A 21,333-nucleotide genomic window follows, 5' to 3' on the forward strand; every position below is an offset into this window, starting at 1 on the left:
TCGATTAATCCTAATGCTGCGAGGTCTGGGCGGCATGGTGGGGCCGTTGAACTACGTCACAGTCACCCGGACAGCGTCAGCACGAGCAGAATCGACATCCAACCTAGTCGGCCCAGGCAGAGGGCTGCACACGACTAACTTCGATGTCAAAGGACACTTCGCCTGTCCGGTCGAGTGACGTGCTTCTAAGATCCTCTAGAGATGTAGATGACTTCCGTCTCTGGGGGATGGGTTGGGGACCGGTGAGCAACTTGTCACGGTGGCCGCGGTGTTGCTCGGTGCGTTGACGACGCATCTGACCAACTACGTGATGGAGCGCAGCCGACATCGGCGGGAGCTGTTGACGCGGTGGGACGACCGGAAGCTCGACGCGTACGCCGGATACGTGGACCGGGTACGGGCCGGCATCTTTCTCGCCGTGCACCTGTACGAGCACAGGGAAGGCATCAGGCGGAGCGAGCGGCCCGACGCGGAGATGGTCGCCGAGATGGCCGAGGCCGAGTGGCAGCGAGGGCGGTCGTTCGAGCAGATCTTGTTGCTTGGCGGTGATGACGTCGTAGAGGCCGCTCACGACCTGAGTGCTGCTGTACGGGCCATCGACTGGCAGGCGACTGGGCAGACCTCCGGGACTCTTGAGGAGTGGCGGGAGCTTCACCGCAAGGCCTTCGGTGCCATCAACAACTTCCACGAAGCCGCTCGTACCGATCTCGGTGTGCTCGGCAGCGTGATGGGTGAGAAGCATCCCGAGCGGGATCTCTTGCTGCCGGCCGCCCGCCGCGAGGGTAACCAGTCGAGCGGCTGACGGGGCCCTGCTCTACTGGATGGCGGCTCGGCGTAGGTGCGTGACACCCTGGACGGGCCTCGGCCACACGGACCGTTTCCGGAGCCCACGGACCAGGGACGGACCAACGCCACGGGGGACCGGTCGCAGCCGGTAGGCTGTACCCGCTCCGCCGCTGGTCGGGCGGGGCGTGGGTGGGTTGCCCGAGCGGCCTAAGGGAACGGTCTTGAAAACCGTCGTGGCAGCGATGTCACCGTGGGTTCAAATCCCACACCCACCGCAGCAGGGCAGAAGGGGCGCCTCCCAGTCGGAGGTGCCCCTTCCTGGCTCCAGTGCGTCCGGGGCTGCGGGGCTAGGTTGGCAGGCCGTTCGTGCAGGCCGCGCCCGGTTCTGGGGTTTGGGGGCCCTGGACGTACTTGGTGAGGAACGTGGTGAGTCTGGGGTCGGACGCCGTGTTCAGTTCCAGTTGTCTGCCCCAGGCCGTCACCGTGATCGGGGACTTCTGCTTCGGGTGGGGGCTGAGCAAGGAGTAGGGCGTCTTCGACACCGTCTCCTCCAGCGTCTTGATGTCGGCGGCCGGGGCCTTGGTGTTGTACGTGACCCAGACCGCGCCGTGTTCCAGGGCGTGGACGGCGTTCTCCTGGGGGACTTCCTTGGCGTAGACGTCCCCGTCGCAGTTCATCCACGCCTGGGCGTGGTCCCCGCCGGCGGCGGGGGTCATCGGGTAACTGACCGTCTGTGGGACGTGGTTGCGTGACAGATCCTCCCAGGTCTTCTCGCCCTTGATCGGGGTGCTGCGCGCCGATTCCTCCTCGCCCTTGATGGTGACCAGGAGGTAGCCGGTCCCTCCCGCGAGAGCGGTGAAGATCACCGCGCAGACGGCGACGGTGATGGTCTTGTTGCGGCGCTCGCGCGCTCGCTCCTGGCGGCGTAGCTCTTCGATCTCGGCCCGGCGTTCGGCCGCTGCGGAAGTCTTCTTGGTGGAGCCCATGGCGTGTCCCTTGTTGCCGCTGGATGGATGTCACTGTTCATGTCGCGTGCCCGACGCGCGGGCATCGGCGGTGTGCCGCCAGGCGGTCACGCCATGGGCGTCGTACGGTCGCGGGACCAGGCACATGGCCCAGCCCGGCGGCGTGCTGTGCGTCGCGAAGTGGATTGTCACAGCGGGAGAAAGGCGTTCGCGCCCGGCCGGTGCTGGAGTGTGGCGCCGGTGTCGACCTCGTGGAACCACGCGTGCAGGCGCAGCGTGCCGTCGATCAGGCGGGGCGCGACGCAGGGATAGTCGCTGAGGACATCGAGCTGCTGGACGACGTGCCAGTGCCCGGCGGCCGTGATGTCGCCGGTCGTACGGCGGGGCGGCGATTCCCCTCTCTCGGTGATCGCGGAGTTCACCGCTTCGCAGTGGGAGTGCCCGCAGACGATGATGTCGGCGATCCGCAGGCCCTCCACGGCGAACTCGATCGTCGACGCCTCGCCCGAAGGGTCCTCGGGATCGAAGCGGGGGACCGTGCCGCCGTGGGTCCGCAGTTCGAGGAGGTCACCGGGCCGGCTGCCGGTGATCAGGGCGGGTACGAGGCGGGCGTCGGAGCAGGTAATGATCATGACGGGTGGGGTGTGCCCCTCCGCGAGGTGGTCGAGGTCGACGCTGTACGCGGCGGCGCGGGCGCTGTAGCTGCGGGCGTGGTCCCTGAACTGGCCCATCAGGAAGGGCTCTCTCCGCGCGTTCACCGGGCGAGCCGGCTCTCGATGAGATCCCTGAACTCCTCGTACGAGCCCGGTGCCGGGATCTTGGCACCGTCCACGACGAACGTCGGAGTGCCTTGGACGCCGAGTCCCAGACCGTCGCGCTGATCGGTGCTGACCCGCTCCTCGGTCCGGGGGTCGTCGACGGCCGCGTCGAACTTCGCCATGTCGAGGCCGAGTTCCTCCGCGTAACCCCGGAACGTCGCCGCTTTCGACTCCTGCGCCTCGCCCCACTCCTTCTGGGTGTCGAACAGCTTGCTGTACATCAGCTCGAACTTCCCCTGCTGCGCCGCTGCTTCGACGGCCAGCGCCGCGGTCTGGCTGTTGCGGTGGCCGGGCATCGGGAAGTAGCGGGCCACGAACGTGACGCGGTCCGCGTACTCCTCGCGCAGCCGCTCGACGACGGGGTACATGGCCCCGCAGCCCTCGCATTCGAAGTCGAGGAACTCCACCACGGTCAGTTCGCTGCGTTCGGGATCGGTCAGCCGATGGCTCGACGCACGGACGGGTTTGGCATCGGCGGCGGGCTCCGCGCTGACGGCGCCGGAGGGCGAACGGTCCGCGGAGAGCGCGAGCGCGACACCGAGGCCGACAGTCAGCACGGCCAGGAGCGCTGCCGCGACAAGGAAATGCTTCTTCATGAGTCCTCAGTCCTCAGTTCTCGGGACGTCTTCCGGTCCCGTGCGTGCAGGCTCGCGAGATACGCGTTGTACGCAGCCAGCGGGTCGTTGACGTCGCCGCGCTCGATCCGGCGGTCGACCCGCCGCGCCTCGCGCGCGTCCGAGCGGACCCACTGGGCCGCGAGAATGATGGTGGTGATCAGTACGGGGATGTCGCCCGTCGCCCAGGCGATGGCGCCCCCGTTGTACTGGTCGTCCGCGAGGGACGCACCCCACGTGCGGCCCACGTCCGCCCACCAGCCCTCGCCGATGATGTCCGTCGAGCTCATGACCGAGATGCTGAACCAGGAGTGGAACGGCATGGTCAGGATCAGTACGAACAGCCGTCCCAGGTAGGGCAGTCGGCGCGGTCCGGGGTCCACCCCGATGATCACCCAGAAGAACAGCAGTCCCACGGCGAGGAAGTGCACCAGCATCACCGTGTGTCCGAGGTGACCGCGCATCAGGCTCTCGAAGAGCGAGGTGTAGTAGACCGCGAACGCGCTGGCGATGAACAGGACGCTCGCCACCACCGGATGGGAGACCACCTTCACGTAGCGGCTCCGCAGCAGAGCGAGGAGCAGCTCGCGCGGTCCCGCCGTGCCGCCCTTCCCGGCGGTGGGCAGCGTACGCAGGGCGAGGGTCGCCGGTGCGCCGAGGACCAGGAGGATGGGGACGGTCATCGCGAGGATCATGTGCTGGCCCATGTGCACGCTGAACATCACCTTGCCGTAGACCGCGAGCCCGCTCATCGTGGCCAGTACGGTCACCGCGAGCCCGGCCAGCCAGGCGATCGTGCGCCCCAGCAGCCAACTGTCGCCCCGGGCACGGAGTTTGCGTACGCCGGTGAGGTAGGCGAGGGCGGCTGCTGCCGTACCGAAGGCGAACAGCGGGTCGAAGTGCCACTGGGTGAACAGCGGGGTCCACGGGAAATCGCCGAGTGGCGGAGGCATCGGGAAGCCCAGCAGTTCCTCGGCCGGCGACAGCGACGAGGTTTGGGCGCCCGGTGGCGGCGTACGGGACAGTGCCGTCGCGAGTCCCATCGCGGCCGCCATCAGCAGCAGTTCACCTGCGGCGAGCTTGACGAAGGCACGTCGCGATCCGTCGCCCATCGTCGGCAGGACGCGTTTTCGATGCCGGCGGCCCAGAGCGCCCAGGACCAGCAGCGCCACCGTCTTGAGCAGCACCAGCACGCCGTAACGGCTGCTGAACACGTCGGCGGCGGACGGCAGTCGGACGACCGCGTTGATCACGCCGCTGGCGGCGACCGCCACGAACGCCCAGAAGGCGAGAGCGCTGAAGCGCCGAACGGCCGTGTCCAGACCGGCGTCACGTCTCACGGCGGCGACCAGCAGCAGGGCCAGCCCACCGACCCAGACCGCGACGCCGACCAGATGCAGCGCGAGGCTGGTGACCGCCGCGTCGTGGTTCCCCGCTCCGGCGGAGTGGCCGGTGAAGGCCGGCGGCAGGAGTCCGGCGACGGCGAGCAGGAGCGCGGCTCGGGCCCAGCGCACCGTACCGATGCCCGGGCACACCGTGGCCAGGATCGCTCCGGCGCCCGTCATCAGCGCGTACGAACGCCCCTGGGCATCGGAGAGGACGAAGTCCGCCAGGACATCGGGGGCGAGGACCTGCCCGACGGGCCGGGCGAAGAGGTCGGACAGGGTGAACACCAGCAGGGCCGCCGACGCGGCTGCCCACGCCGCTCCCGCGACCGCCGCCCACGTCATGTAGCGCAGCTTCGTACCGTCGAGCCGTCGGCCTCCCGGGAGGAGGACGGTCACGAGCAGCAGGGCGCCGATGACGGCGACAGCGGCGGCGTTCGCGACCGTACGGGCTACAGGCAGCGCCCAGGTGGTCAGCGCGTCCGGGCCCTGGATTCCGGGGATTTGCTCCGTCGAGGTCCCTCCTGGCCACAGCACCAGGAGCGTTACGGCGACGGCCGTGGAGACGGCGGCCCCGAGGAGGAGGACGGGGGCGGAGTGCGGTGTACGTCCGGCGTCAACTGCCATGGCGGGCACGCCTCCGTCGAGTCACCGCGACAGAGACACCGGCGGCGGCAAGGAGGAACAGACCGCCGGTGATGGCGACGACCGGCAGTGGGGGGTCGGGCGTGGAGGAGGCGTCGTCCGTACGCGATGCGTCGGCCGTACGGGCCGGGGTGGGCGTTGGCGTTGGCGTTCGCGTTGGCGTCGGGGCGGGCGCGGACGCCGCTTCCTCGACGGTGAACCGGTACGAACCGGTCACGGGGTGTCCGTCGGCGGAGACGACCCGGTATCCCACCGTGTAACTGCCCGCCGGGAGGCCCGGCTTCACCGGGAGCGTCACGGTCCTGCCCGTGACCTGCGGCGCACCGGCGGCGCCCGGCTCACCGTCCGGTGCCGTGAGGGCGACCTTGGCGTACCGCGAGGTCATCTCGTCGCTGAACGTCAGCTTGATGGTCTGCGGTGGCCGGCTCTCGGAAGCGGCCTCGGCGGGGCTGCCGGTGACCAGGTCGGTATGGGCGAACGCGGGCTGGGCGGTGAACAACAGCGGTGCCACGGCCAGAGGTACGACGAGACAGCGTGCCGCCACGCGGGCGGCACGCCGGGTCACAGCGTGCATGAGGGGGTGCTCTCTGAAGGTCCCCGGCTCGGCCGGGACGGAAGCGCCGATGCCCGGCCGCCCCCGTGGCTGTGCCCGTCAGGGCATGCGGGGACCGCCGGCGGGCATCGGCCCGGTCAGCGAGTACAGGCCCGGTACGGGAGACCCGGGCCGACGGCGCGGCGGCGCCCGGCCCGCGTACAGCCGTGCCATCACGGCGGATGCGGGCGGCCCCGAGCCCTCGCGCGCACGCGTATCCGGACGCGGGTCGTGTGCCGGACGCCGGAACGGCCAGACGAACCGAAGGAGCAGCCGCAGAGCCGCGAGTGCCGGTTTGCTGTGCCAGACGAGTCGTTCGGTGACGCCGAGCAGTCGCGCGGCGATCATCAGAGCGACCAGTTGTCCGCCCACGAGGACTTCCGGTGGCGGTCCCTCGGCGGGCACGCCCTCGAAGAAACCGCCAAGACCGCCAAGACCGCCAAGGCCTCCGAGACCGGCGGGGTCGGTGACCGCCGCGCAGGCCCCCGGCAGGGAGTACGCGACGTGGTAGGCCAGTTGGGCCGCCGCCAGAGCGGCGAGCACCTGGCTGTCGGACAGCCGGGACCCGCTCAGACAGACGGCTGCGGGCACGCCCACACACGCCGTCGTGGCGAGCAGCATCCAGCCGGGCGCGTGGCCCTGCGAAAGCGCGTGACACACCAGCGGCAGCAGAACGCCCAGCACCGCGAGCGCGCCGGCGGCCAGTCCACGCAGCGTCCCACCGACCGCGAAGGCCGCGCGCCGCGGGCTGGTTGATGACATGACGTCTGCGCTTTCGAGGAGTCTGGTCGCCGTCGCGGGCACGTAGACATGGCCCACTTCTTCGCAGCGTACCCGTCGCCCCTCGCCCGACTGCGAGGGGCCGTGACCGCGAGGAGCCGTGGCCGTGAGGCCCGCGGTCGGAGGCATATCAACATCCGTTAGTTTGTTGGGCGATGATCCGCTTCGTGGTGAAGGAGACCTGAACCGTGCCGCTGGCCGCCGGATTCGACACCACCATCCTGACCGGATCGATCCTGCTGGCCATTCCCGTCGCGGCACTCGCCGGGCTGGTGTCGTTCTTCTCCCCCTGCGTGCTGCCCCTGGTCCCCGGCTACCTCTCCTACGTCACCGGCATGAGCGGCGCGGATCTCGCCGACGTACGCCGGGGCCGGATACTGGCGGGCTCCCTGCTGTTCCTCGCCGGGTTCACCGCCGTGTTCGTCTCGTTCGGGGCCGCGTTCGGCTACGCCGGCAACGCCCTGCTGGAACACCAGGACCTGCTGATCCGTGTCCTCGGCGGGCTCACCATCCTGATGGGGCTGTCCTTCATGGGCGTACTCCCCGGCGTGAGCCGGGAGTGGCGGTTCCACCGGCGCCCGGCCGCCGGACTGGCCGGCGCCCCCATGCTCGGTGTGCTGTTCGGCCTGGGCTGGACACCGTGCATCGGGCCGACGCTCGCGGCTGTGCAGGCACTCGCGTTCACCGAGGCCAGCGCAGGACGCGGCGCACTGCTGACCGTCGCCTACTGCCTGGGCCTGGGCGTGCCCTTCCTCGTCGCCGGTCTCGCCTTTCGAAAGGCACTGGGCGTCTTCGCCTGGGTCAAGACCCACTACCAGTGGGTCATGCGGATCGGGGGCGGGATGATGATCGCCACCGGAGTGCTGATGGTCACCGGGGTGTGGAGTTCCCTGATCAACCAGATGCAGACCTGGACGGCGGGCTTCACCGTAGGGATCTGAACGGGCCCGCGAACGATTCGCGATCTACAATCCACGCTTTCCTGAATTCAGGCTTCCGTGTATCGTCTCTGGTGTGCTGAATCTCGCGTCCGAAATCGAGGTGCTGGCACGGTTCGGCCGCGCGCTCGCCGACCCGATCCGGTGCCAGTTGCTGCTCGCCCTGCGGGCGGCGCCCGCGTACCCGTCCGACCTGGCCGACACCATCGGCGTCTCCCGCACACGCCTGTCGAACCATCTGGCGTGTCTGCGCGACTGCGGGCTGGTCGTGGCGGTGCCCGAGGGGCGCCGTACGCGGTACGAACTCGCCGACCCCCGCCTGGGGCACGCGCTCGGCGACCTGCGTACGGCCGTGGTGGCCGTCGCGGAGGACGTCACGTGCGCGGACGCCGAGGAGAAGGGCTGCTGCTGATGGCCGCCGAGATATCGCTCGGCCCGGCGCCCTCCCGCCGCGAGGCACTGGCCCGTCGCGTACGGCTGCTGGTCGGCGCGACGATCGCCTACAACGTGATCGAGGCCGTCGTCGCCATTACGGCGGGGTCGATGGCATCGTCCTCCGCGCTGGTGGGCTTCGGTCTCGACTCGATCGTCGAGGTCTCCTCGGCTGCCGCGGTGGCCTGGCAGTTCTCGGCTCGCGACCACGCCGTGCGCGAAGCGCGCGAGAGGAAGGCGCTGCGGATCATCGCGGTGTCGTTCTTCGCACTGGCGGCCTTCGTGACGGTGGACGCGGTACGTGCGCTGGCCGGCGGCGGCGAGGCGGAGTCGTCGGTCCCGGGCATCGTTCTCGCGGCCCTGTCGCTGGCGATCATGCCGTTCCTGTCCGCCGCGCAGAGGCGGGCCGGCCGGGAGTTGGGGTCGGCGTCGGCGGTCGCGGACTCGAAGCAGACGCTGCTGTGCACCTATCTGTCGGCCGTACTGCTGGTGGGCCTGGTGGCCAACGCCACTCTCGGCTGGTCCTGGGCCGATCCGATCGCCGCCCTCGTCATCGCGGCGATGGCGGTGAAGGAAGGCCGCGAGGCATGGCGCGGCGACAACTGCTGCGTACCGGCGGGTCTGACCACCCTGAAAGCGGACGACACCGCGCTGGCGCGAACCGAGGACGCCTGCGGCTGCGCTCCGGGGTGCGCCTGCTGCAACTGACATGACAACGCTGCCGCTTGAGGCGGCAGAGCCACGGGGCGCGGTGGCCGCGGCAGGCTTCGGACCAGCGACCAGCGGCCGGCAACCAGTGACCGGCAACCAGTGACCAGCGGTCAGCGGCCCGCGTCTGCCGTCGCTTTGTCGGTCGGGACCAGGCGGGGGATGAGGCGGACGTACGCGACCATGCCGACGACTTCCACCAGCGTCTGGGTGACGACGACCGCGCCCGCGATGGCGAGGCTCTCCGGCAGGGCCAGTGCGAGCGGCAGGACGACCAGGGAGTTGCGGGTGGCGCCCGTGAAGACGATGGCCCGGCCGGCTGGTGCGTCGAGGCGGAAGAGGCGGGTCACGGCCAGCCCGGCGAACGCCATGATCACCAGGAACGCGGCGTAGAAGGGGATCACGGCCGCGACGTCACCGAGGCTGTCGCCGATCTTGGGTACCTGGGAGCCGACCACGACGAGGAGCGTGGCGGCCATCAGCGGGACCATGGTGGTGCTCGCCGCGTCGGAGACCTTCTGTCCGGCGGGCTTACGGGCGGCCCATGCCTGGACGGTCCAGGCCAGGGCGAGCGGGATGACGATCAGGACGACGAACGCCCGCACGAACGGGCCGGCTTCGACGATGTCGGACAGTTCCGAGCCCATGAACAGATAGAGGTATCCGGGCAGCAGGACCATCTGTGCGACCAGCAGCAGCGGGGTGGCGGCCAGCAGGCGGCGGCTGGAGCCCCCGGCGAGGCCGGAGAAGACGATCACGTAGTCGATGCACGGGCAGAGCAGAACGAGCAGTACACCGATCCGTACGGCCTGGTCGGAGGGCAGCAGGAAGAACATCGCCGCGACCACCAGCGGCACCGCCACGAAGTTGACCACCAGGGCGGCGGACAGGAACCGGCCGTCGCGCAGCGAGCGGAACAGTTCGGCGGCCGGGACCTGGAGGAAGGTGACGAACAGCAAGGCGCCGAGAACCGGGTTGATGGCGTGCTCCAGACCCGGCGCGGCCGAGGGCGCCGCCCAGCCCACGAGGCCGCCTGCCGCCATCGCGCCGAGATACACCGCGATCTGGTGGTGCTCCATCCGCTCGACCAGACCTGACGGTTCCTGCGACACCGCGTACTCCTCGCTGTGAAACGAGCCCCGTGCGGGGCTCGTTGAGTCCGTTCTCGTCACCGGCCGGGGGGCGCTCATACGGTCACCCCGAACAGCTCGGCCAGCAGCGGCGCAGCGGCCTCGGGCGCGCGGACCGTCAGCTCCAGCGTGGTCGGGCTCAGACGCAGGGTGAAGTCGTAGAAGGAGCAGCAGTCCTGTTCGGCCGCCGCCAGGGTCGCGAGCCGGCCGGCCAGGTCCGGCGTGGCGGGGAAGGACAGGCGGAGGCCGTCGGGGATGTCCGTACGGCTCTCGGCCCGCTCCACCAGCCGCCGCCACTCCCGCGTACGGCCCGCCAGTTCGGAGCCGCCCAGCGTGCACGCCACCGGCGCGTCCCTCCAGGCGCCGGGCGCCCGTACGGTCCGGGTGGGCGACAGCGGCACCGAGACCGGACCGGAAGCCGCCGGGGCGGTGGTGCACCCGCAGTCCGGGCCGCATCCGCCCTCCGGCGCCGGACCCGACAAGTCGGCCTGCACAGCCGCCAGATGGGCGCAGAACGCCGACAACTCGGCGATCCGGCCCTCACTTTCCGCGATCCGCTCCGCGACCAGCGGCACCATCCGCGTACGGACCGCCGCGCACACCCCCTGCTCCCGGACCTCCAGCAGCTCCCGGATCTCCTCCAGCGTCAGACCCAGCAGCTTCGCCGATGAGATGAAGCCGAGTCGCTCGACCGCGTCCTCCCCGTACACGCGGTACCCCGCCGGGGTCCGCCCGGCCGGCAGCAGCCCCGTGTCCTCGTAGAAACGCAGCGTCGTGGCGGGAACGCCGCCGCGCTCCGCCAGTTGCGAGATCCGGTAGGTGCTCATGCCCCCGACGGTAGACGTTCGACCCGACTCGAAGGTCAAGCCGGTGGGTGCTGACCGCCCCAGCCCGTAGCTGCCACCACCTCGCGCGCGATGTCGACGACGGGCCGCCCGTCCGTCGCCACCCGCACCGTGCCGGCGGCCACCCGCTCGTCCAGGAGCCGTGCCTTGCGGGCGCTCGCCTTCAGTTCATGCTCCAGTTCCGAGCCGAGCTCCCGGCCCGCCAGCCGCTCGCCGGCGGTGGCGTCGGACGCGGTGAGCAGCACCCGTACGATCCGTACGCCCGCCCCCATGGCGCGCTCGAACATGCCCGTCGTCTCGGGCAGCACACTCACGGTGTTCGTGTAGATCAGGCGGCGGTAGCCGCGCTGCGCGAAGTTTCCCCATACGGCGGTGAGATTGCTCTCGGTGATCTCCGAGCGGTGCGGATCCCCGTCCGGGGCCGGATGCACCTGCCCCATGAAGTCACCCTCGACGACTGCGTGAGAGACCGCCACGGCTCGCAGCAGTACCGAAACCTCCCAGGCCACCGTCGTCTTGCCGACACCGGCGCGCCCTCCGATGAGCAGTACTTCCGCGTGATCCATGGAGGCAGCCTGCCAGCCCGCCACCACGTCACGCGATCCGATATCGCTCCAGGCCCACGGCCTCAGCCCTGCCCCACGGCCTCAGCCCCGCCCCACCGGAAAGGGCAGGTGTGTGCCGGGCCCGCGGAAGCGGGTAACGTCCTTGTCATGTTCTTCCCGACGCCGATTCACGAGTGAGAGCGTGATGGGCCCCCGCTGACGCCCGCCCTCCGGCGCCGCCGCCCGCCCCCCCACCGATGAATCCGTAGATCACTTCACATCACCACCGGGAGAACCCATGACCGTGAGCAAGAACATCAACAACCCCGTCGGCATGGGCGGCGGCCAGCGCAAGAGGCTGTCCCGCGCCGAACGGCAGAACAACGGTCCGCACCGCAACCTCGACCGCAAGAGCGCCGCCGACCAGAAGGCGGAGCTGGTGCGCAAGATGCGCGAGAAGGCAGGCGCGGGGTCGGGCACGGGCGCAGAGGCCGAGGGCGCCGGGCAGGCTGACGACGACGCCGCGGCACAGAGCTGACGTACCCGCGCGGCCTCAGCGCAGGCCGTCGAATTCGCCGCCGACGGTCAGCGTCACCTCACCCGGAGCCGCCTCCGCGTCCTGTGTCGCCTTCGTCCCCGGCAGCCGGGAAGCCAGCGCACGGGCCTCCTGCTCCAGGTCGCCGGAGAACGTGACGGACGTCTTGTCGGTGTCCTCCGGCGCGTTGCCCGTTCCCGTGACGGTGAAGCCGGCCGTACGCAGGAGGTTCGCGACCTCGGCCGCCTCACCGGGCTTGCCCGTCCCGTTGAGTACGCGGACCCGGACCGCCACCGCGTACAGCGGATCGTCCTTGGCGGCCTCGACCGTCTTCTTGTCCACCTCCCGGTCCTTCGCCAGCGAGGAGAACAGGTCGGCGGCCTGCGGGTACTGCCAGACCACGTTCGCCTTGTCGGTGGGGACGTCGGCCTCGCGCGGGTAGTTGGGCACGGTCAGGAAGGTCAGCCGGTCGCCCGGGATTCCCTTGAGTTCGGAGGCGAGCGCCGTGAGGGGTTTGATGCCGGCCAGTTCCTTGTCCGTCGTGAGCGAATCCGTTGCCGAGTCGAGGAAGCCGTACAGCGCCGCCGGGCTGGTCAGCTTCGTCTGCGCCTTGGCCGCGAGCGCCTCCATGAACTCCTGCTGGCGGCCTATGCGGCCGATGTCGGAACCGTCCCCCACGCTGTAGCGGGTCCTGACGTAGCCGAGCGCCTTCTCGCCCTTGACCGTCTGGCACCCCGCGTCCATGTCGAGGTGTGCCTTCTTGTCGTGGATCGCGGTCTCGGGGCAGACCTCTATGCCGTCCAGGGCGTTGACCATGCCCTTGAACCCCTGGAAGTCGACCGACATGAAGTGGTCGATCCGCAGGCCGGTGTTCTCCTCGACGGTCTTGATGGCGCAGGCGGCGGCCCCGGCCACCTCGCCGCTGGTGCCGCCGAGCGCGAACGCCTCGTTGATCTTGAACTGGTGCGCCTTCGACGTGGTGCCGTCGCCGCGGTCGCAGGCGGGTATCCGGACCCAGGAGTCGCGGGGCAGGGACACCACGGTCGCCCACTTCCGGTTGGCCGCCACGTGCATGACCATCAGGGTGTCCGACTGCATGGTCGTCAGGCCCTTGCCGTACTCCCCGTTGTCGCCGTCGCGCGAGTCCGAGCCGACCACGAGGATGTTCTTCGACCCCGGGCTCGCGTTGGTGGGCCGCTCGGTGCCGAGCTTGCCGTCGATGTCCGCGGAGTGGATGTTCCCGTCCAGGCTCTGATACGCCCAGAGCCCCGCGCCACCGGCGGCCACCAGCAGAACGGCCAGTACCGCGCCGCCGCGTACGAGGAGCTTGCCGCGCCGGGTCAGTCGTGTGGACGACTCCGAGGCGGCGGCGTTACGTCGCGCGCCGCGCCCCCGTGGCTTCCTGCGTTCCCCGCCCATGTCGATCCTCCGCGTCCGGTCATCGGTTTCGCTCGCCCGACAGCCGGACCGAACCGCACCACGCGGAACTCTACATAGCTGTAGAGAGGCGCTCTTCGTCGGTCCGCCCCGTCGGGCTGGAGGCACAGCCTAACTAGAGCGGCGTCGCCGCCTTCAGGGCGAGGAACAGCGCGAACGCGGCATTGAGCGCGGACAGCGCGGACAGCGCCGTACCCGCCGCGGCCACATAGGCCGCGACCCCGGTCGGGGTCAGCGCCGGCGGCCAGCGCCGGTCCGGCGGTACGGGGCCCAGCAGCGCGGCCACCCTGCGCGGGACCGGCCCGGCGGCGAACGCGGGCAGGGGCGGCGCCGAGGCGCGCCGGGAGACCAGCGCCGCCTTGCCCACGGCCCGGGCTGTCGTGCGCCGGTCACCCGTGACGCGGGCTGCCTCCTCGTCCGCCCAGCGTTCGGTGCTGTAGGTGACGGCGGACATCAGCGGACGCAGCAGCGGATTCGCGCAGCCCGCCAGCCGGACCGCGAACAGCAGGCGGTGGTGGCGGCCCGCGAGGTGCGCGCGCTCGTGCGCGAGCAGGGCCTCGCGCTCCGCCGGGTCGAGGCACGCCAGCATCCCGGTCGACACCACGATGCGGCTCGGCGTGCCCGGCAGGGCGTAGGCGTACGGGGAGGTGTCACGCAGGACCGCGACCTCGGACCGGTCCGGGGAGGCGTCGAGCGTCCGGTGCGCGAGGGCGTGGAAGCGGTGCTGCCGTGCCGCGGCGTACGCGCACGCCGCGGCCACCAGCAGCAGAGCGACGATGGCCGCCTTACCCACGAACTGGTCGTGCGGTACGGCCTCCCGTACCTCCGGGTCCGACCAGCTGTCGGGCAGCGGATTGCCGGGCAGTTGCGCGGTGCCGACGACCACCAGCAGCCCCAGGCACAGGGTGCTGCACGACGCGAGGATCACCGCGACGGCCGTCAGCAGGCGGGCGGCGCGCCGGGGGTGCAGATGCCGCTCGGCCAGGCGCGCGATGGGCAGCGCGGTCAGGGGAAGCACCAGGGGCAGGAAGACGAAGACGCCCATGGGTCACTCGTCCGGTTCGGCGGTCGGCGCGGCGGGTGATCTGGGGCCGGCGTCGTTCAGCAGGGACCTCAGCAGGTCCTCGTCGTCGCTGGACAGGGCCGATACGAAGCTGGACAGAACAGCGTCGCGGTTGTCCTGCCGGTCGAGGAGCCGGCGCATGCTCAGCGCTGTGAGATCGGCCTCGTCCACCGCGACCGACTGCCACAGGACCGGCCGCCCGGGTCCGGTGCGCGTCACGGCGCCCTTCTCGTGCAGGCGGGTCAGGATCGTGATGATCGTGCTGTACGAGAGGTTCTCCCCGAGCCGCCGCTGAACCCAGCCGACAGGCACCGGTGTGGTGGCGTCTCCCAGCGCCGACAGCACCAGCGCTTCGAGCTCACCCTGCCCCCGCCTCCGGGCGCGCGGCGCCTGCCCGTGATCGTCCCGCTCTGCGGCCACGACGTGATCCCCTTCCCGAATCCGGCCGTCCCGCGGACCGCGTGGCGTGGTGCCGACGGGTCCGGGAGACGCTCCACTCTCGCCGATCGTGGCGAATCCCGCAGCATCCCATCTCTACAGTGTTGTAGATTTCATGAAGCGGCACGGAGCCCTCCGGACGGTCGCCGTCCGGAACGCGCTGAACGCCATGCCCACGACGTACGCGACGAGCAGCACGAAACACGACGAGCAGCACGAACACGAGCACGACGAACACGACGAGTGGAGAGCGGGAAACACGATGGGTGTCAGCCTCGGAAAAGGCGGAAATGTCTCGCTGAGCAAGGAGGCCCCCGGCCTGACCGCGGTCCTTGTCGGCCTCGGATGGGACGTCCGGACCACCACCGGGGCCGATCACGACCTGGACGCGAGCGCGCTGCTCTGCAACCAGGCGGGCAGGGTGCTCTCCGACGAGAACTTCGTCTTCTACAACAACCTCCGGAGCCCGGACGGCTCCGTCGAGCACACCGGCGACAACCTCACCGGCGAGGGCGAGGGTGACGACGAGACGCTGAAGGTCGACCTCGCCGCCGTACCCGCCGAGGTCGCGAAGATCGTCTTCCCCGTCTCGATCCACGACGCCGAAGCCCGCGGCCAGAGCTTCGGCCAGGTGCGCAACGCGTACATCCGCGTCGTCAACCAGGCCGGCGGCGCCGAGATCGCGCGCTACGACCTCAGCGAGGACGCGTCCACCGAGACCGCGATGGTCTTCGGCGAGCTGTACCGGCACGGCGGCGAGTGGAAGTTCCGTGCGGTCGGGCAGGGTTACGCCTCCGGCCTGAGCGGCATCGTCATGGATTTCGGCGTCAACCTCTGACAAACGCCCCGGTCCTCCTCCACCGCACGTCATCGACCGGCCACGTCCCCCTGCCGAGAGCGGAGTGAATCATGACCGTCAATCTTTCCAAGGGTCAGCAGATCAGCCTCACCAAGTCCGGCGGCGGTGAACTCACCGTCGTACGGATGGGACTCGGCTGGAAGTCCGCACCCCGCAAGGGCTTCTTCGCCCGGATGACCGCCCGCGAGATCGACCTGGACGCCTCGGCGGTCCTCTTCGCCGGGAAGGAGGCCCAGGACGTCGTCTTCTTCCAGCACCTGACCAGCGACGACGGATCCGTGCGGCACACCGGTGACAACCGGGTGGGCGGTGCGGGCCAGGGCGGCGACGACGAGTCGATCGTGGTCGATCTGCAGCGCGTCCCCGCACACGTCGACCAGATCGTCTTCACCGTCAACTCGTTCACCGGCCAGACCTTCGAAGAGGTCGACAACGCCTTCTGCCGCCTCGTGGACGAGACCACCGGGCAGGAGCTGGCGCGCTACACGCTGACCGGCGGCGGGCGCCACACCGCGCAGATCATGGCCAAGGTCCAGCGCTCCGGCGCCGGTTGGCAGATGACGGCGATCGGTGCCCCCGCCGACGGCCGTACGTTCCAGGATCTGATGCCGGCCGTCGCCGCGCACCTCTGACGTATCACCCGCAACTTCCCTGGCTCTTCCCCCGACGTACTCAGGAGCACACGCATGGCACTGTGGGACCGCATCAAGGAATCCGCGTCGACGATGCAGACGCAGCTCAACGCGAAGAAGAACGACCTCAAGAGCGGCGGATTCCGCGACGCGAGCATGGCCATGTGCGCGCTCGTCGCCGCGGCCGACGGCTCCATCGACGCCTCCGAGCGTCAGCGCGTCGCCGCCCTCATCGTGGGCAACGACGTACTCCAGAACTTCCCCGCCGCCGATCTGCAGCGCCGATTCGACGACTACTGCCAGCAGTTGACCGCCGACTTCGACTTCGGGAAGGTCGGCATTCTCCAGACCATCGGCAAGGTCGCCAAGAAGCCCACCGAGGCCCGGGCCGTCATCCAGATCGGCATCGTCATCGGCGGCGCCGACGGGGACTTCGACGACTCGGAACGCGCCGTGGTCCGCGAAGCCTGCTTCGCTGTCGGCATCTCGCCGAACGAGTTCGACCTCTGAGTCCGAGCATGGAGAGACCCATGCGGCTCCGGGACGAGGACAGAGCCGCCTACACGGCGGCTCTGGACGACGTCATCGGGTCGACGGAGATTCAGCGGCGGTTGGCGCGATCCGGGGTCAGTGCGAGCCAGTTGCGGGTGCTGGGACTGGCGGAGGGCCCGCGCGTGGCGTCGACCGCCGAGCGCGAGTACCGGTCGTACCTCGCGCTGCGGCAGCGGGCCCGCGGCGAGGCGCCTCTCATGCCGTCCCTGTCCGGTCCGGGACGCCAGCAGGTGCACGGGGCCGGCCTGTTGCCGGTGCTGGCCGTCCTCACTCCTGTCCTCGCGATCACTGCCGCCGCCCTGTTTCTGCTGCTGGGCTACGGACTCCGCCTCGCCGACAGCGCACCGGCCGTGGCCGGCAACCTCGTCCACGCGGGATGGACCAGTCTCGGCATCGGCGCGCCGGCCGCCGTCGTCGGTGTTCTCGGTCTGTACCGCACGGCCTCCCGGCACCGGGGCGGAGCCCCGAAAGACCGGCGGGACCAGGGGCTTACGGCGGAACTCGACGCGGCTCGCGCGGCCTGGCTGCGCCAACTGCACGAGGGCATACGGTCGCTGCTGTTCCAGCACCTCGACCAGTCCCCGCCGCCGGACGCGGGTGGCAACGGGCCGGGTGGCGCGGGTGACGACGGGGCGGCGGTCCACAGCCCCCGCTTCACCAGCCCGCGCTTCACCGGCCCCGACTTCGGAAGTCCCGAGGCTTCCGGCCCCGACATCCCCACCCTGCGGGGCTGACGCGGGTCGTCCACCAGCTCGGTGGAACCCTCAACTCCCCCTCGCCTGAAGGGCGGACAGAAGCCACGGCATGGCCTTCCTGCTCGTGACCAGCAGTACGGGCACGCCCCCGTCCTCGCACTCCAGGACCAGCGCCTTCGCGCCGTAGTTCAGGTGGTCCGGGTCCGTCCAGTACAGCGGGCGGACCCGGACGGGGGTCAGGGTCCTGGGGACCGGGCGGCGGAACGAGGCGCCCGTGTGGTCCGGGCTGGTTGCCAGGGACGCGGGGCCGGCGACCAGGAAGCCCTTGGTCGCGTACGGGACCTCACCCACGATCCGCCCCGTGATTATCTCCTCCTTGGTGAGTGCGAGCGGCGCCATGGTGATCGTGTCGTCGCCGCGCTGACGGCGGCTCACGATCAGGGCCGCCGGTACGCACAACACCAGGATCGCCAGCGCGCCCAGGCCGAGGACCTGGAGTGCCGCCGTGAAGGTGCCGGTGGCGAGCGGGGCGCCCGCCGCGAGCAGGGTGAGGAAGAGCGAGCCGACGAGCGGGACGCCGAGCTGCCAGGGTGCCGCCCGGCGTGATGTGTGGGAGTGCCGGGCCCACCAGTACCAGACCCACAGGAAGCCCGTCCCGAAGGAGCCGATGGCCAGGCCGAACGCGGCGAAGGGTTTGTAGTCGCCGCGCGGGTCCGCCGTCGTGTGGCGGCGGGTGGTGTCGAAGTCGACGTACCGGATCTGGCCCCGCCAGTAGGTGACTTCGACGGGCGTGCCCGCCCAGGCCGTCGGGGGCTCCGGTGCGTCTCCCCGTAGGCGGGGGCTGCTGGTCGTACCGTCCGCCTCGGTGACGTACAGGAGGTACGACGGCGTCTTCTTGCCCTGCACGCGCTCCGTCCGGTCGATCCGCGCCGTCGCGGTACGCAGGCAGTCGTCGCCCGAGTCGCAGCTGACCGCCGACCGGAAGGCGCGTTCCTCGCCGAGCGCTCCGCGCACGTTGACCAGCAGGAGCCACGCGGACACCAGTGCGCACAGGGCACCGATCACCGCGGCGCGGCGCATCACCGCGCGGTTGCGCGGGCGCGGCTGGGCCTGGGCCTGGGGCGGAAGGGGCTTCGCGGGAGTCACCTCCACATTGTCCGGTGGTGGCGGCCGGAAGCGGCATGGGGGAGACGGGCACTGTCGGGGTGACGACGACTGCCGGGGGTCGGCAACGCTTTGAAGCGAAATGCGCTCACTGTACGGGAGTCGATGGCCCCTACCGGGCGGTATGTCCTTCTTCCCCGGAGGCGGGTCAATGCCGGGCAACTGCCCATACTCTGGGCGCCTGCCGGGCCCTTTGGGGGGTGCCCGGCCTCGATCAAGAGGACGTACATGCGCTATTCCCGCACGCTCTCGACCGTCGCCGCCACGGCCGCCGTGGTCGCTGGAACGGTTCTGCTGCCGACGCAGGCTCAGGCCGTCGGTTCGGTCCATCTGTACAAGATCTACTACGACAGCCCCGGCACGGACAGCCGCTCCAACGCCAGTCTCAACGCCGAGTACGTGCAGATCCGCAACACCACCACCAGGGCCGTCAGCCTGACGGGGTGGTCGGTCGTCGACGCGTCGAATCACAAGTACACGTTCGGCAGCTACTCCCTCGCGCGGGGCAAGACGGTGACCGTGCGCACGGGTTCGGGGACGAACACCGCGGCCAACCGCTACCAGGGGCGTGCCGCGTACGTCTGGAACAACGACCGGGACAAGGCGACGCTCAAGAAGTCGACCGGGGCCGTGGTGGACACCTGCTCGTACAACTCGACCCGCGTCGACTACAAGATGTGCTGACGCTCCACCGTGCGAGGAACGGTGGCAGCCGGTCATCGTTCCTCCACATCTCCCCGTACAACCAGGCATGGAATCCCGGTGTCTAGCAGGTGACCAGTGGGACTCGCGTCCCGCTTCTTTGCCTCCGAGTACGTCCGAGGAGACCCGCCGTGCGTCACCACAAGCACCACTCACGCCTCTCGCACCGCTCACGCCTCACCTCAACAGCCGTGGCCGCGGCCACCGTTGCCGCCACCCTGCCGCTCGCCCTCGCGCCCGCCGCGTACGCGGACGCGTCCGGCGAGCCCGCCGCGCCGGATCTGACCGTGTCTGAGCTGTCGGGGAATCAGCTCAGGCCGGGCGAGGTCCGCCACGACTCCGTCACCCTCACCAACAACGGCACCGTCGCGACCGACGGTGTCACCTTCCGGCTGCGACTGACCCGCGGGCTGGCCTTCACCGCGCCCGTCGACGGCTGTACGTATTCGACGGTCGGGGACAAGATCAGGCAGGCCGTGTGCGAGCTGGACGTCGGCATCGCGCCCGGCGAGAGCTACACGGTGCCGGTGAAGTTCAGGGTGCTGAAGAAGGCGCTGATGGAGGTCGTCGAGTACGGCACGAGCCGCACCGGCGAAGACCCGGGGGAGGGCTACGACCAGGCCAACCGCCGGCTCGCGCTGGACACCGCCAGCTCGGCCGATCTCGTCGCGACGGGGGACGAGGCCACGGGGAAGCCGGGCGCCAAGGTCATCGTCACGCCCTCGATCCGCAACGACGGACCGGGCTGGATCCAGAACAACGAGAGCGACGACCACCCGGCGCTCCTCGTCAACATCCCCAAGGGCACGAAGGCCGTCGAAGTCCCGGAGAACTGCAGGCCGTTCGGGATCGACGGGCCGACGGGGCCTTCGGAGCCGGGGCACCCGAAGTACGTCTGCCAGGAGGACGACTACACGCTGGAGGTCGGCGAGATCGAGGCGTTCGCCATCGTTCTCAAGATCGACAAGGGGCGGCGTACCGACACGTCCGGCGTGGTCAAGGCGACGTCGAACTACGACATCGACCCGGTGTACGACATCAACAAGGCGAACAACAAGGCCACGTTGAGCATCGACGTGCAGTAGCCGCCGACACGCGGCAGGCAGTGACCGGAAGGCAGGGGCGTTCACCGGCGAGCGACCGGTGGACGCCCCTTCCTCTGTGGGGCGTTACGCCGCACCCGCCGGGCCCGCCGTCAGGCGTGACGCCGAGGCGATCGTCGCGCGCGCCTCGTGCTCGGTGAGGCCCGTCCGTACGGCCGCGTCGACGAGCGTCTCCGCCAGCGAGTCGCCGAAGCCGTGCTCGTACGCCCGGCAGGCCGCCCAGAACAGCCGGGTGTTGCGCTGACCCTCGTGCGCGGCGAGTACGAACTGCACCAGGCCGTGGCCCTGCGCCGGCCGCCCGCCCCGGTGCCCGCCCGGCCCCGCGTGGCGACCGCGCTCGGGGGGCGTGAGCAGGCGCAGCAGGGCGCGTGGGCACGGCGCGGGGGTGAGTCCCGCCGAGCCGGGGGCGAGGCGGTAGGCGCCGCGGGCGGTGACGGAGCCCGGTCCGACGAGATAGCCGCCCGCGCCCCGTACGTCGATGCCCGGCGCCAGGCGGCCCGCCGAGTTGGGGACCGTGACGCCGGCCGGGCCTGACAGCCAGATGTGCCGGCCGCCGCTCGGGGTGAGCACGACCACGGTCTCCGGCAGCGTGAACAGGTGCTGGAAGGCGAGTTGCTGGAGGGCGGCCACCGAGTCCGGCGTGGGCTCGCCGGCCGATGCCGAGGCCGACTCTCCCGTCCTCGTCCGTCCCGTCGGTGTGACGTCCAGGTCGACGCCGATCAGATGATGCGGCGCCCGTCCGCAGGCGATGCCGTAGCCCGTCGCCCAGGGCGCGGCGGCGAACAGCGCCCGTACGCCCGCCGGATCGGTCGTGGCGTCGTGCACGCCGTGTCCGGGGAGGCCGCATTCGCCCCGGCACGGATGGACGCCGCCCGTGCCGGATTCGTCCCGGTGGGGTGAGCGCAGGGCGGGGAGCTTGGTGGGGGACAGGGGGATGACGGGGAACCCGCTCTCCGCCGCGGAGAGGGCG

At 70.5% G+C, this 21,333-nt stretch carries 25 protein-coding genes and 1 tRNA gene; 12 read left to right on the plus strand and 14 right to left on the minus strand.

Translation table 11 applies throughout. From position 1 onward, the window contains the following. The first annotated feature begins 268 nt into the window (after nt 1–268). Both BHU15_RS04575 and BHU15_RS04580 read left to right on the plus strand, forming a co-directional pair. A complete protein-coding gene (locus BHU15_RS04575) occupies nt 269–802 on the plus strand; it encodes a hypothetical protein (RefSeq protein WP_368483187.1) in 534 nt (177 codons plus the stop codon). A gap of 172 nt (nt 803–974) precedes the next feature. Further along, nucleotides 975–1,061, plus strand: a tRNA-Ser gene (locus BHU15_RS04580). Between the two features lie 72 nt (nt 1,062–1,133). Here the strand turns inward: BHU15_RS04580 and BHU15_RS04585 are convergent. The 6 genes from BHU15_RS04585 to BHU15_RS04610 all read right to left on the minus strand — a co-directional run bounded on the left by BHU15_RS04585 (nt 1,134) and on the right by BHU15_RS04610 (nt 6,567). Beyond that, complete coding sequence (locus BHU15_RS04585; RefSeq protein ID WP_069625971.1) at nt 1,134–1,772, minus strand: thioredoxin-like domain-containing protein; 639 nt, start codon at nt 1,770–1,772, stop codon at nt 1,134–1,136. Nucleotides 1,773–1,939: 167 nt separating this feature from the next. Beyond that, nucleotides 1,940–2,482: a carbonic anhydrase gene (locus BHU15_RS04590; protein ID WP_069625998.1), complete on the minus strand. Its 543-nt coding sequence runs from the start codon at nt 2,480–2,482 to the stop codon at nt 1,940–1,942. A gap of 23 nt (nt 2,483–2,505) precedes the next feature. Then, entirely contained in the window at nt 2,506–3,165 is a 660-nt protein-coding gene (locus tag BHU15_RS04595) for a DsbA family protein (RefSeq protein WP_069625972.1), read from the minus strand. Beyond that, a complete protein-coding gene (locus BHU15_RS04600) occupies nt 3,162–5,195 on the minus strand; it encodes a bifunctional copper resistance protein CopD/cytochrome c oxidase assembly protein (RefSeq protein WP_069625973.1) in 2,034 nt (677 codons plus the stop codon). The genes BHU15_RS04595 and BHU15_RS04600 overlap by 4 nt, the downstream gene beginning before the upstream one ends. Then, nucleotides 5,185–5,787 carry a copper resistance CopC family protein gene (locus BHU15_RS04605; protein WP_069625974.1) on the minus strand — a complete coding sequence of 201 codons (603 nt, stop codon included), beginning with the start codon at nt 5,785–5,787 and terminating at the stop codon, nt 5,185–5,187. The genes BHU15_RS04600 and BHU15_RS04605 overlap by 11 nt, the downstream gene beginning before the upstream one ends. A gap of 78 nt (nt 5,788–5,865) precedes the next feature. Further along, the gene (locus BHU15_RS04610; protein WP_069625999.1) at nt 5,866–6,567 is read right to left on the minus strand and encodes a hypothetical protein; all 702 of its coding nucleotides are present in this window, start codon (nt 6,565–6,567) and stop codon (nt 5,866–5,868) included. Nucleotides 6,568–6,773: 206 nt separating this feature from the next. Here BHU15_RS04610 and BHU15_RS04615 point away from each other — a divergent pair, with 206 nt between their 5' ends. The 3 genes from BHU15_RS04615 (at nt 6,774) to BHU15_RS04625 (ending at nt 8,663) form a co-directional block, all read left to right on the plus strand. Next, the gene (locus BHU15_RS04615) at nt 6,774–7,526 is read left to right on the plus strand and encodes a cytochrome c biogenesis CcdA family protein (RefSeq protein WP_069625975.1); all 753 of its coding nucleotides are present in this window, start codon (nt 6,774–6,776) and stop codon (nt 7,524–7,526) included. A 73-nt stretch (nt 7,527–7,599) separates the two neighbouring features. Further along, nucleotides 7,600–7,935, plus strand: a complete 336-nt coding sequence (locus BHU15_RS04620) for an ArsR/SmtB family transcription factor (protein ID WP_069625976.1) — start codon at nt 7,600–7,602, stop codon at nt 7,933–7,935. Further along, entirely contained in the window at nt 7,935–8,663 is a 729-nt protein-coding gene (locus BHU15_RS04625; protein ID WP_069625977.1) for a cation efflux transmembrane domain-containing protein, read from the plus strand. Before BHU15_RS04620 ends, BHU15_RS04625 begins: the two co-directional genes overlap by 1 nt. A gap of 113 nt (nt 8,664–8,776) precedes the next feature. On the opposite strand, the gene BHU15_RS04630 is transcribed toward BHU15_RS04625, so the two are convergent. The 3 genes from BHU15_RS04630 to BHU15_RS04640 form a co-directional block, all read right to left on the minus strand. Continuing rightward, nucleotides 8,777–9,775 (minus strand): arsenic resistance protein, encoded by a 999-nt coding sequence (locus BHU15_RS04630; RefSeq protein ID WP_069625978.1) that lies wholly within the window; start codon nt 9,773–9,775, stop codon nt 8,777–8,779. A 74-nt stretch (nt 9,776–9,849) separates the two neighbouring features. After that, nucleotides 9,850–10,620: a heavy metal-responsive transcriptional regulator gene (locus BHU15_RS04635; protein ID WP_069625979.1), complete on the minus strand. Its 771-nt coding sequence runs from the start codon at nt 10,618–10,620 to the stop codon at nt 9,850–9,852. A 35-nt stretch (nt 10,621–10,655) separates the two neighbouring features. Beyond that, nucleotides 10,656–11,204 carry an AAA family ATPase gene (locus BHU15_RS04640; protein ID WP_069626000.1) on the minus strand — a complete coding sequence of 183 codons (549 nt, stop codon included), beginning with the start codon at nt 11,202–11,204 and terminating at the stop codon, nt 10,656–10,658. A 277-nt stretch (nt 11,205–11,481) separates the two neighbouring features. Between BHU15_RS04640 and BHU15_RS04645 the strand changes: the two genes are divergently transcribed. Then, nucleotides 11,482–11,721 carry a DUF6243 family protein gene (locus BHU15_RS04645; RefSeq protein WP_069625980.1) on the plus strand — a complete coding sequence of 80 codons (240 nt, stop codon included), beginning with the start codon at nt 11,482–11,484 and terminating at the stop codon, nt 11,719–11,721. A gap of 15 nt (nt 11,722–11,736) precedes the next feature. On the opposite strand, the gene BHU15_RS04650 is transcribed toward BHU15_RS04645, so the two are convergent. The 3 genes from BHU15_RS04650 to BHU15_RS04660 all read right to left on the minus strand — a co-directional run bounded on the left by BHU15_RS04650 (nt 11,737) and on the right by BHU15_RS04660 (nt 14,638). Continuing rightward, the gene (locus BHU15_RS04650; RefSeq protein ID WP_079127895.1) at nt 11,737–13,137 is read right to left on the minus strand and encodes an LCP family protein; all 1,401 of its coding nucleotides are present in this window, start codon (nt 13,135–13,137) and stop codon (nt 11,737–11,739) included. A 133-nt stretch (nt 13,138–13,270) separates the two neighbouring features. Continuing rightward, on the minus strand, nt 13,271–14,200 hold the full coding sequence (locus BHU15_RS04655; protein WP_069622123.1) for a M56 family metallopeptidase: 930 nt from the start codon (nt 14,198–14,200) through the stop codon (nt 13,271–13,273). A 3-nt stretch (nt 14,201–14,203) separates the two neighbouring features. Further along, a complete protein-coding gene (locus tag BHU15_RS04660; protein WP_023540367.1) occupies nt 14,204–14,638 on the minus strand; it encodes a BlaI/MecI/CopY family transcriptional regulator in 435 nt (144 codons plus the stop codon). 280 nt (nt 14,639–14,918) lie between these two features. On the opposite strand from BHU15_RS04660, the gene BHU15_RS04665 reads away from it, so the two are divergent. From BHU15_RS04665 to BHU15_RS04680, 4 genes are all read left to right on the plus strand, one after another. Next, nucleotides 14,919–15,494, plus strand: coding sequence for a TerD family protein (locus BHU15_RS04665; RefSeq protein WP_023540368.1), 576 nt, complete (start codon nt 14,919–14,921; stop codon nt 15,492–15,494). Nucleotides 15,495–15,565: 71 nt separating this feature from the next. Next, a complete protein-coding gene (locus BHU15_RS04670) occupies nt 15,566–16,147 on the plus strand; it encodes a TerD family protein (protein ID WP_023540369.1) in 582 nt (193 codons plus the stop codon). 54 nt (nt 16,148–16,201) lie between these two features. Beyond that, complete coding sequence (locus BHU15_RS04675; RefSeq protein ID WP_069625981.1) at nt 16,202–16,657, plus strand: tellurite resistance TerB family protein; 456 nt, start codon at nt 16,202–16,204, stop codon at nt 16,655–16,657. Nucleotides 16,658–16,677: 20 nt separating this feature from the next. After that, complete coding sequence (locus BHU15_RS04680; RefSeq protein WP_255293020.1) at nt 16,678–17,433, plus strand: hypothetical protein; 756 nt, start codon at nt 16,678–16,680, stop codon at nt 17,431–17,433. Nucleotides 17,434–17,463: 30 nt separating this feature from the next. Here the strand turns inward: BHU15_RS04680 and BHU15_RS04685 are convergent, their stop codons facing one another. Continuing rightward, a complete protein-coding gene (locus tag BHU15_RS04685; protein WP_141726768.1) occupies nt 17,464–18,540 on the minus strand; it encodes a hypothetical protein in 1,077 nt (358 codons plus the stop codon). A gap of 246 nt (nt 18,541–18,786) precedes the next feature. Here BHU15_RS04685 and BHU15_RS04690 point away from each other — a divergent pair, with 246 nt between their 5' ends. Together BHU15_RS04690 and BHU15_RS04695 are read left to right on the plus strand one after the other, a co-directional pair. Beyond that, nucleotides 18,787–19,242, plus strand: coding sequence for a lamin tail domain-containing protein (locus BHU15_RS04690; RefSeq protein ID WP_069625984.1), 456 nt, complete (start codon nt 18,787–18,789; stop codon nt 19,240–19,242). A gap of 149 nt (nt 19,243–19,391) precedes the next feature. Then, nucleotides 19,392–20,345: a COG1361 family protein gene (locus BHU15_RS04695; protein WP_069625985.1), complete on the plus strand. Its 954-nt coding sequence runs from the start codon at nt 19,392–19,394 to the stop codon at nt 20,343–20,345. A gap of 84 nt (nt 20,346–20,429) precedes the next feature. On the opposite strand, the gene BHU15_RS04700 is transcribed toward BHU15_RS04695, so the two are convergent. Beyond that, on the minus strand, nt 20,430–21,333 hold a 904-nt coding region (locus BHU15_RS04700; protein WP_069625986.1), incomplete at its 5' end, for a bifunctional DNA primase/polymerase.

The organism is Streptomyces niveus (assembly GCF_001723055.1).
GTDB lineage: Bacteria > Actinomycetota > Actinomycetes > Streptomycetales > Streptomycetaceae > Streptomyces > Streptomyces niveus.

Excerpts from the sequence above, each read along its gene's own strand:
- BHU15_RS04650 (WP_079127895.1), bottom strand. The coding sequence starts at position 13,137 with ATGGGCGGGGAACGCAGGAAGCCACGGGGGCGCGGCGCGCGACGTAAC.
- BHU15_RS04605 (WP_069625974.1), bottom strand. The coding sequence starts at position 5,787 with ATGCACGCTGTGACCCGGCGTGCCGCCCGCGTGGCGGCACGCTGTCTC.
- BHU15_RS04690 (WP_069625984.1), top strand. The coding sequence starts at position 18,787 with ATGCGCTATTCCCGCACGCTCTCGACCGTCGCCGCCACGGCCGCCGTG.
- BHU15_RS04675 (WP_069625981.1), top strand. The coding sequence starts at position 16,202 with ATGGCACTGTGGGACCGCATCAAGGAATCCGCGTCGACGATGCAGACG.
- BHU15_RS04590 (WP_069625998.1), bottom strand. The coding sequence starts at position 2,482 with ATGGGCCAGTTCAGGGACCACGCCCGCAGCTACAGCGCCCGCGCCGCC.
- BHU15_RS04645 (WP_069625980.1), top strand. The coding sequence starts at position 11,482 with ATGACCGTGAGCAAGAACATCAACAACCCCGTCGGCATGGGCGGCGGC.
- BHU15_RS04640 (WP_069626000.1), bottom strand. The coding sequence starts at position 11,204 with ATGGATCACGCGGAAGTACTGCTCATCGGAGGGCGCGCCGGTGTCGGC.
- BHU15_RS04655 (WP_069622123.1), bottom strand. The coding sequence starts at position 14,200 with ATGGGCGTCTTCGTCTTCCTGCCCCTGGTGCTTCCCCTGACCGCGCTG.
- BHU15_RS04635 (WP_069625979.1), bottom strand. The coding sequence starts at position 10,620 with ATGAGCACCTACCGGATCTCGCAACTGGCGGAGCGCGGCGGCGTTCCC.
- BHU15_RS04595 (WP_069625972.1), bottom strand. The coding sequence starts at position 3,165 with ATGAAGAAGCATTTCCTTGTCGCGGCAGCGCTCCTGGCCGTGCTGACT.
- BHU15_RS04625 (WP_069625977.1), top strand. The coding sequence starts at position 7,935 with ATGGCCGCCGAGATATCGCTCGGCCCGGCGCCCTCCCGCCGCGAGGCA.
- BHU15_RS04665 (WP_023540368.1), top strand. The coding sequence starts at position 14,919 with ATGGGTGTCAGCCTCGGAAAAGGCGGAAATGTCTCGCTGAGCAAGGAG.
- BHU15_RS04680 (WP_255293020.1), top strand. The coding sequence starts at position 16,678 with ATGCGGCTCCGGGACGAGGACAGAGCCGCCTACACGGCGGCTCTGGAC.
- BHU15_RS04600 (WP_069625973.1), bottom strand. The coding sequence starts at position 5,195 with ATGGCAGTTGACGCCGGACGTACACCGCACTCCGCCCCCGTCCTCCTC.
- BHU15_RS04610 (WP_069625999.1), bottom strand. The coding sequence starts at position 6,567 with ATGTCATCAACCAGCCCGCGGCGCGCGGCCTTCGCGGTCGGTGGGACG.
- BHU15_RS04670 (WP_023540369.1), top strand. The coding sequence starts at position 15,566 with ATGACCGTCAATCTTTCCAAGGGTCAGCAGATCAGCCTCACCAAGTCC.
- BHU15_RS04585 (WP_069625971.1), bottom strand. The coding sequence starts at position 1,772 with ATGGGCTCCACCAAGAAGACTTCCGCAGCGGCCGAACGCCGGGCCGAG.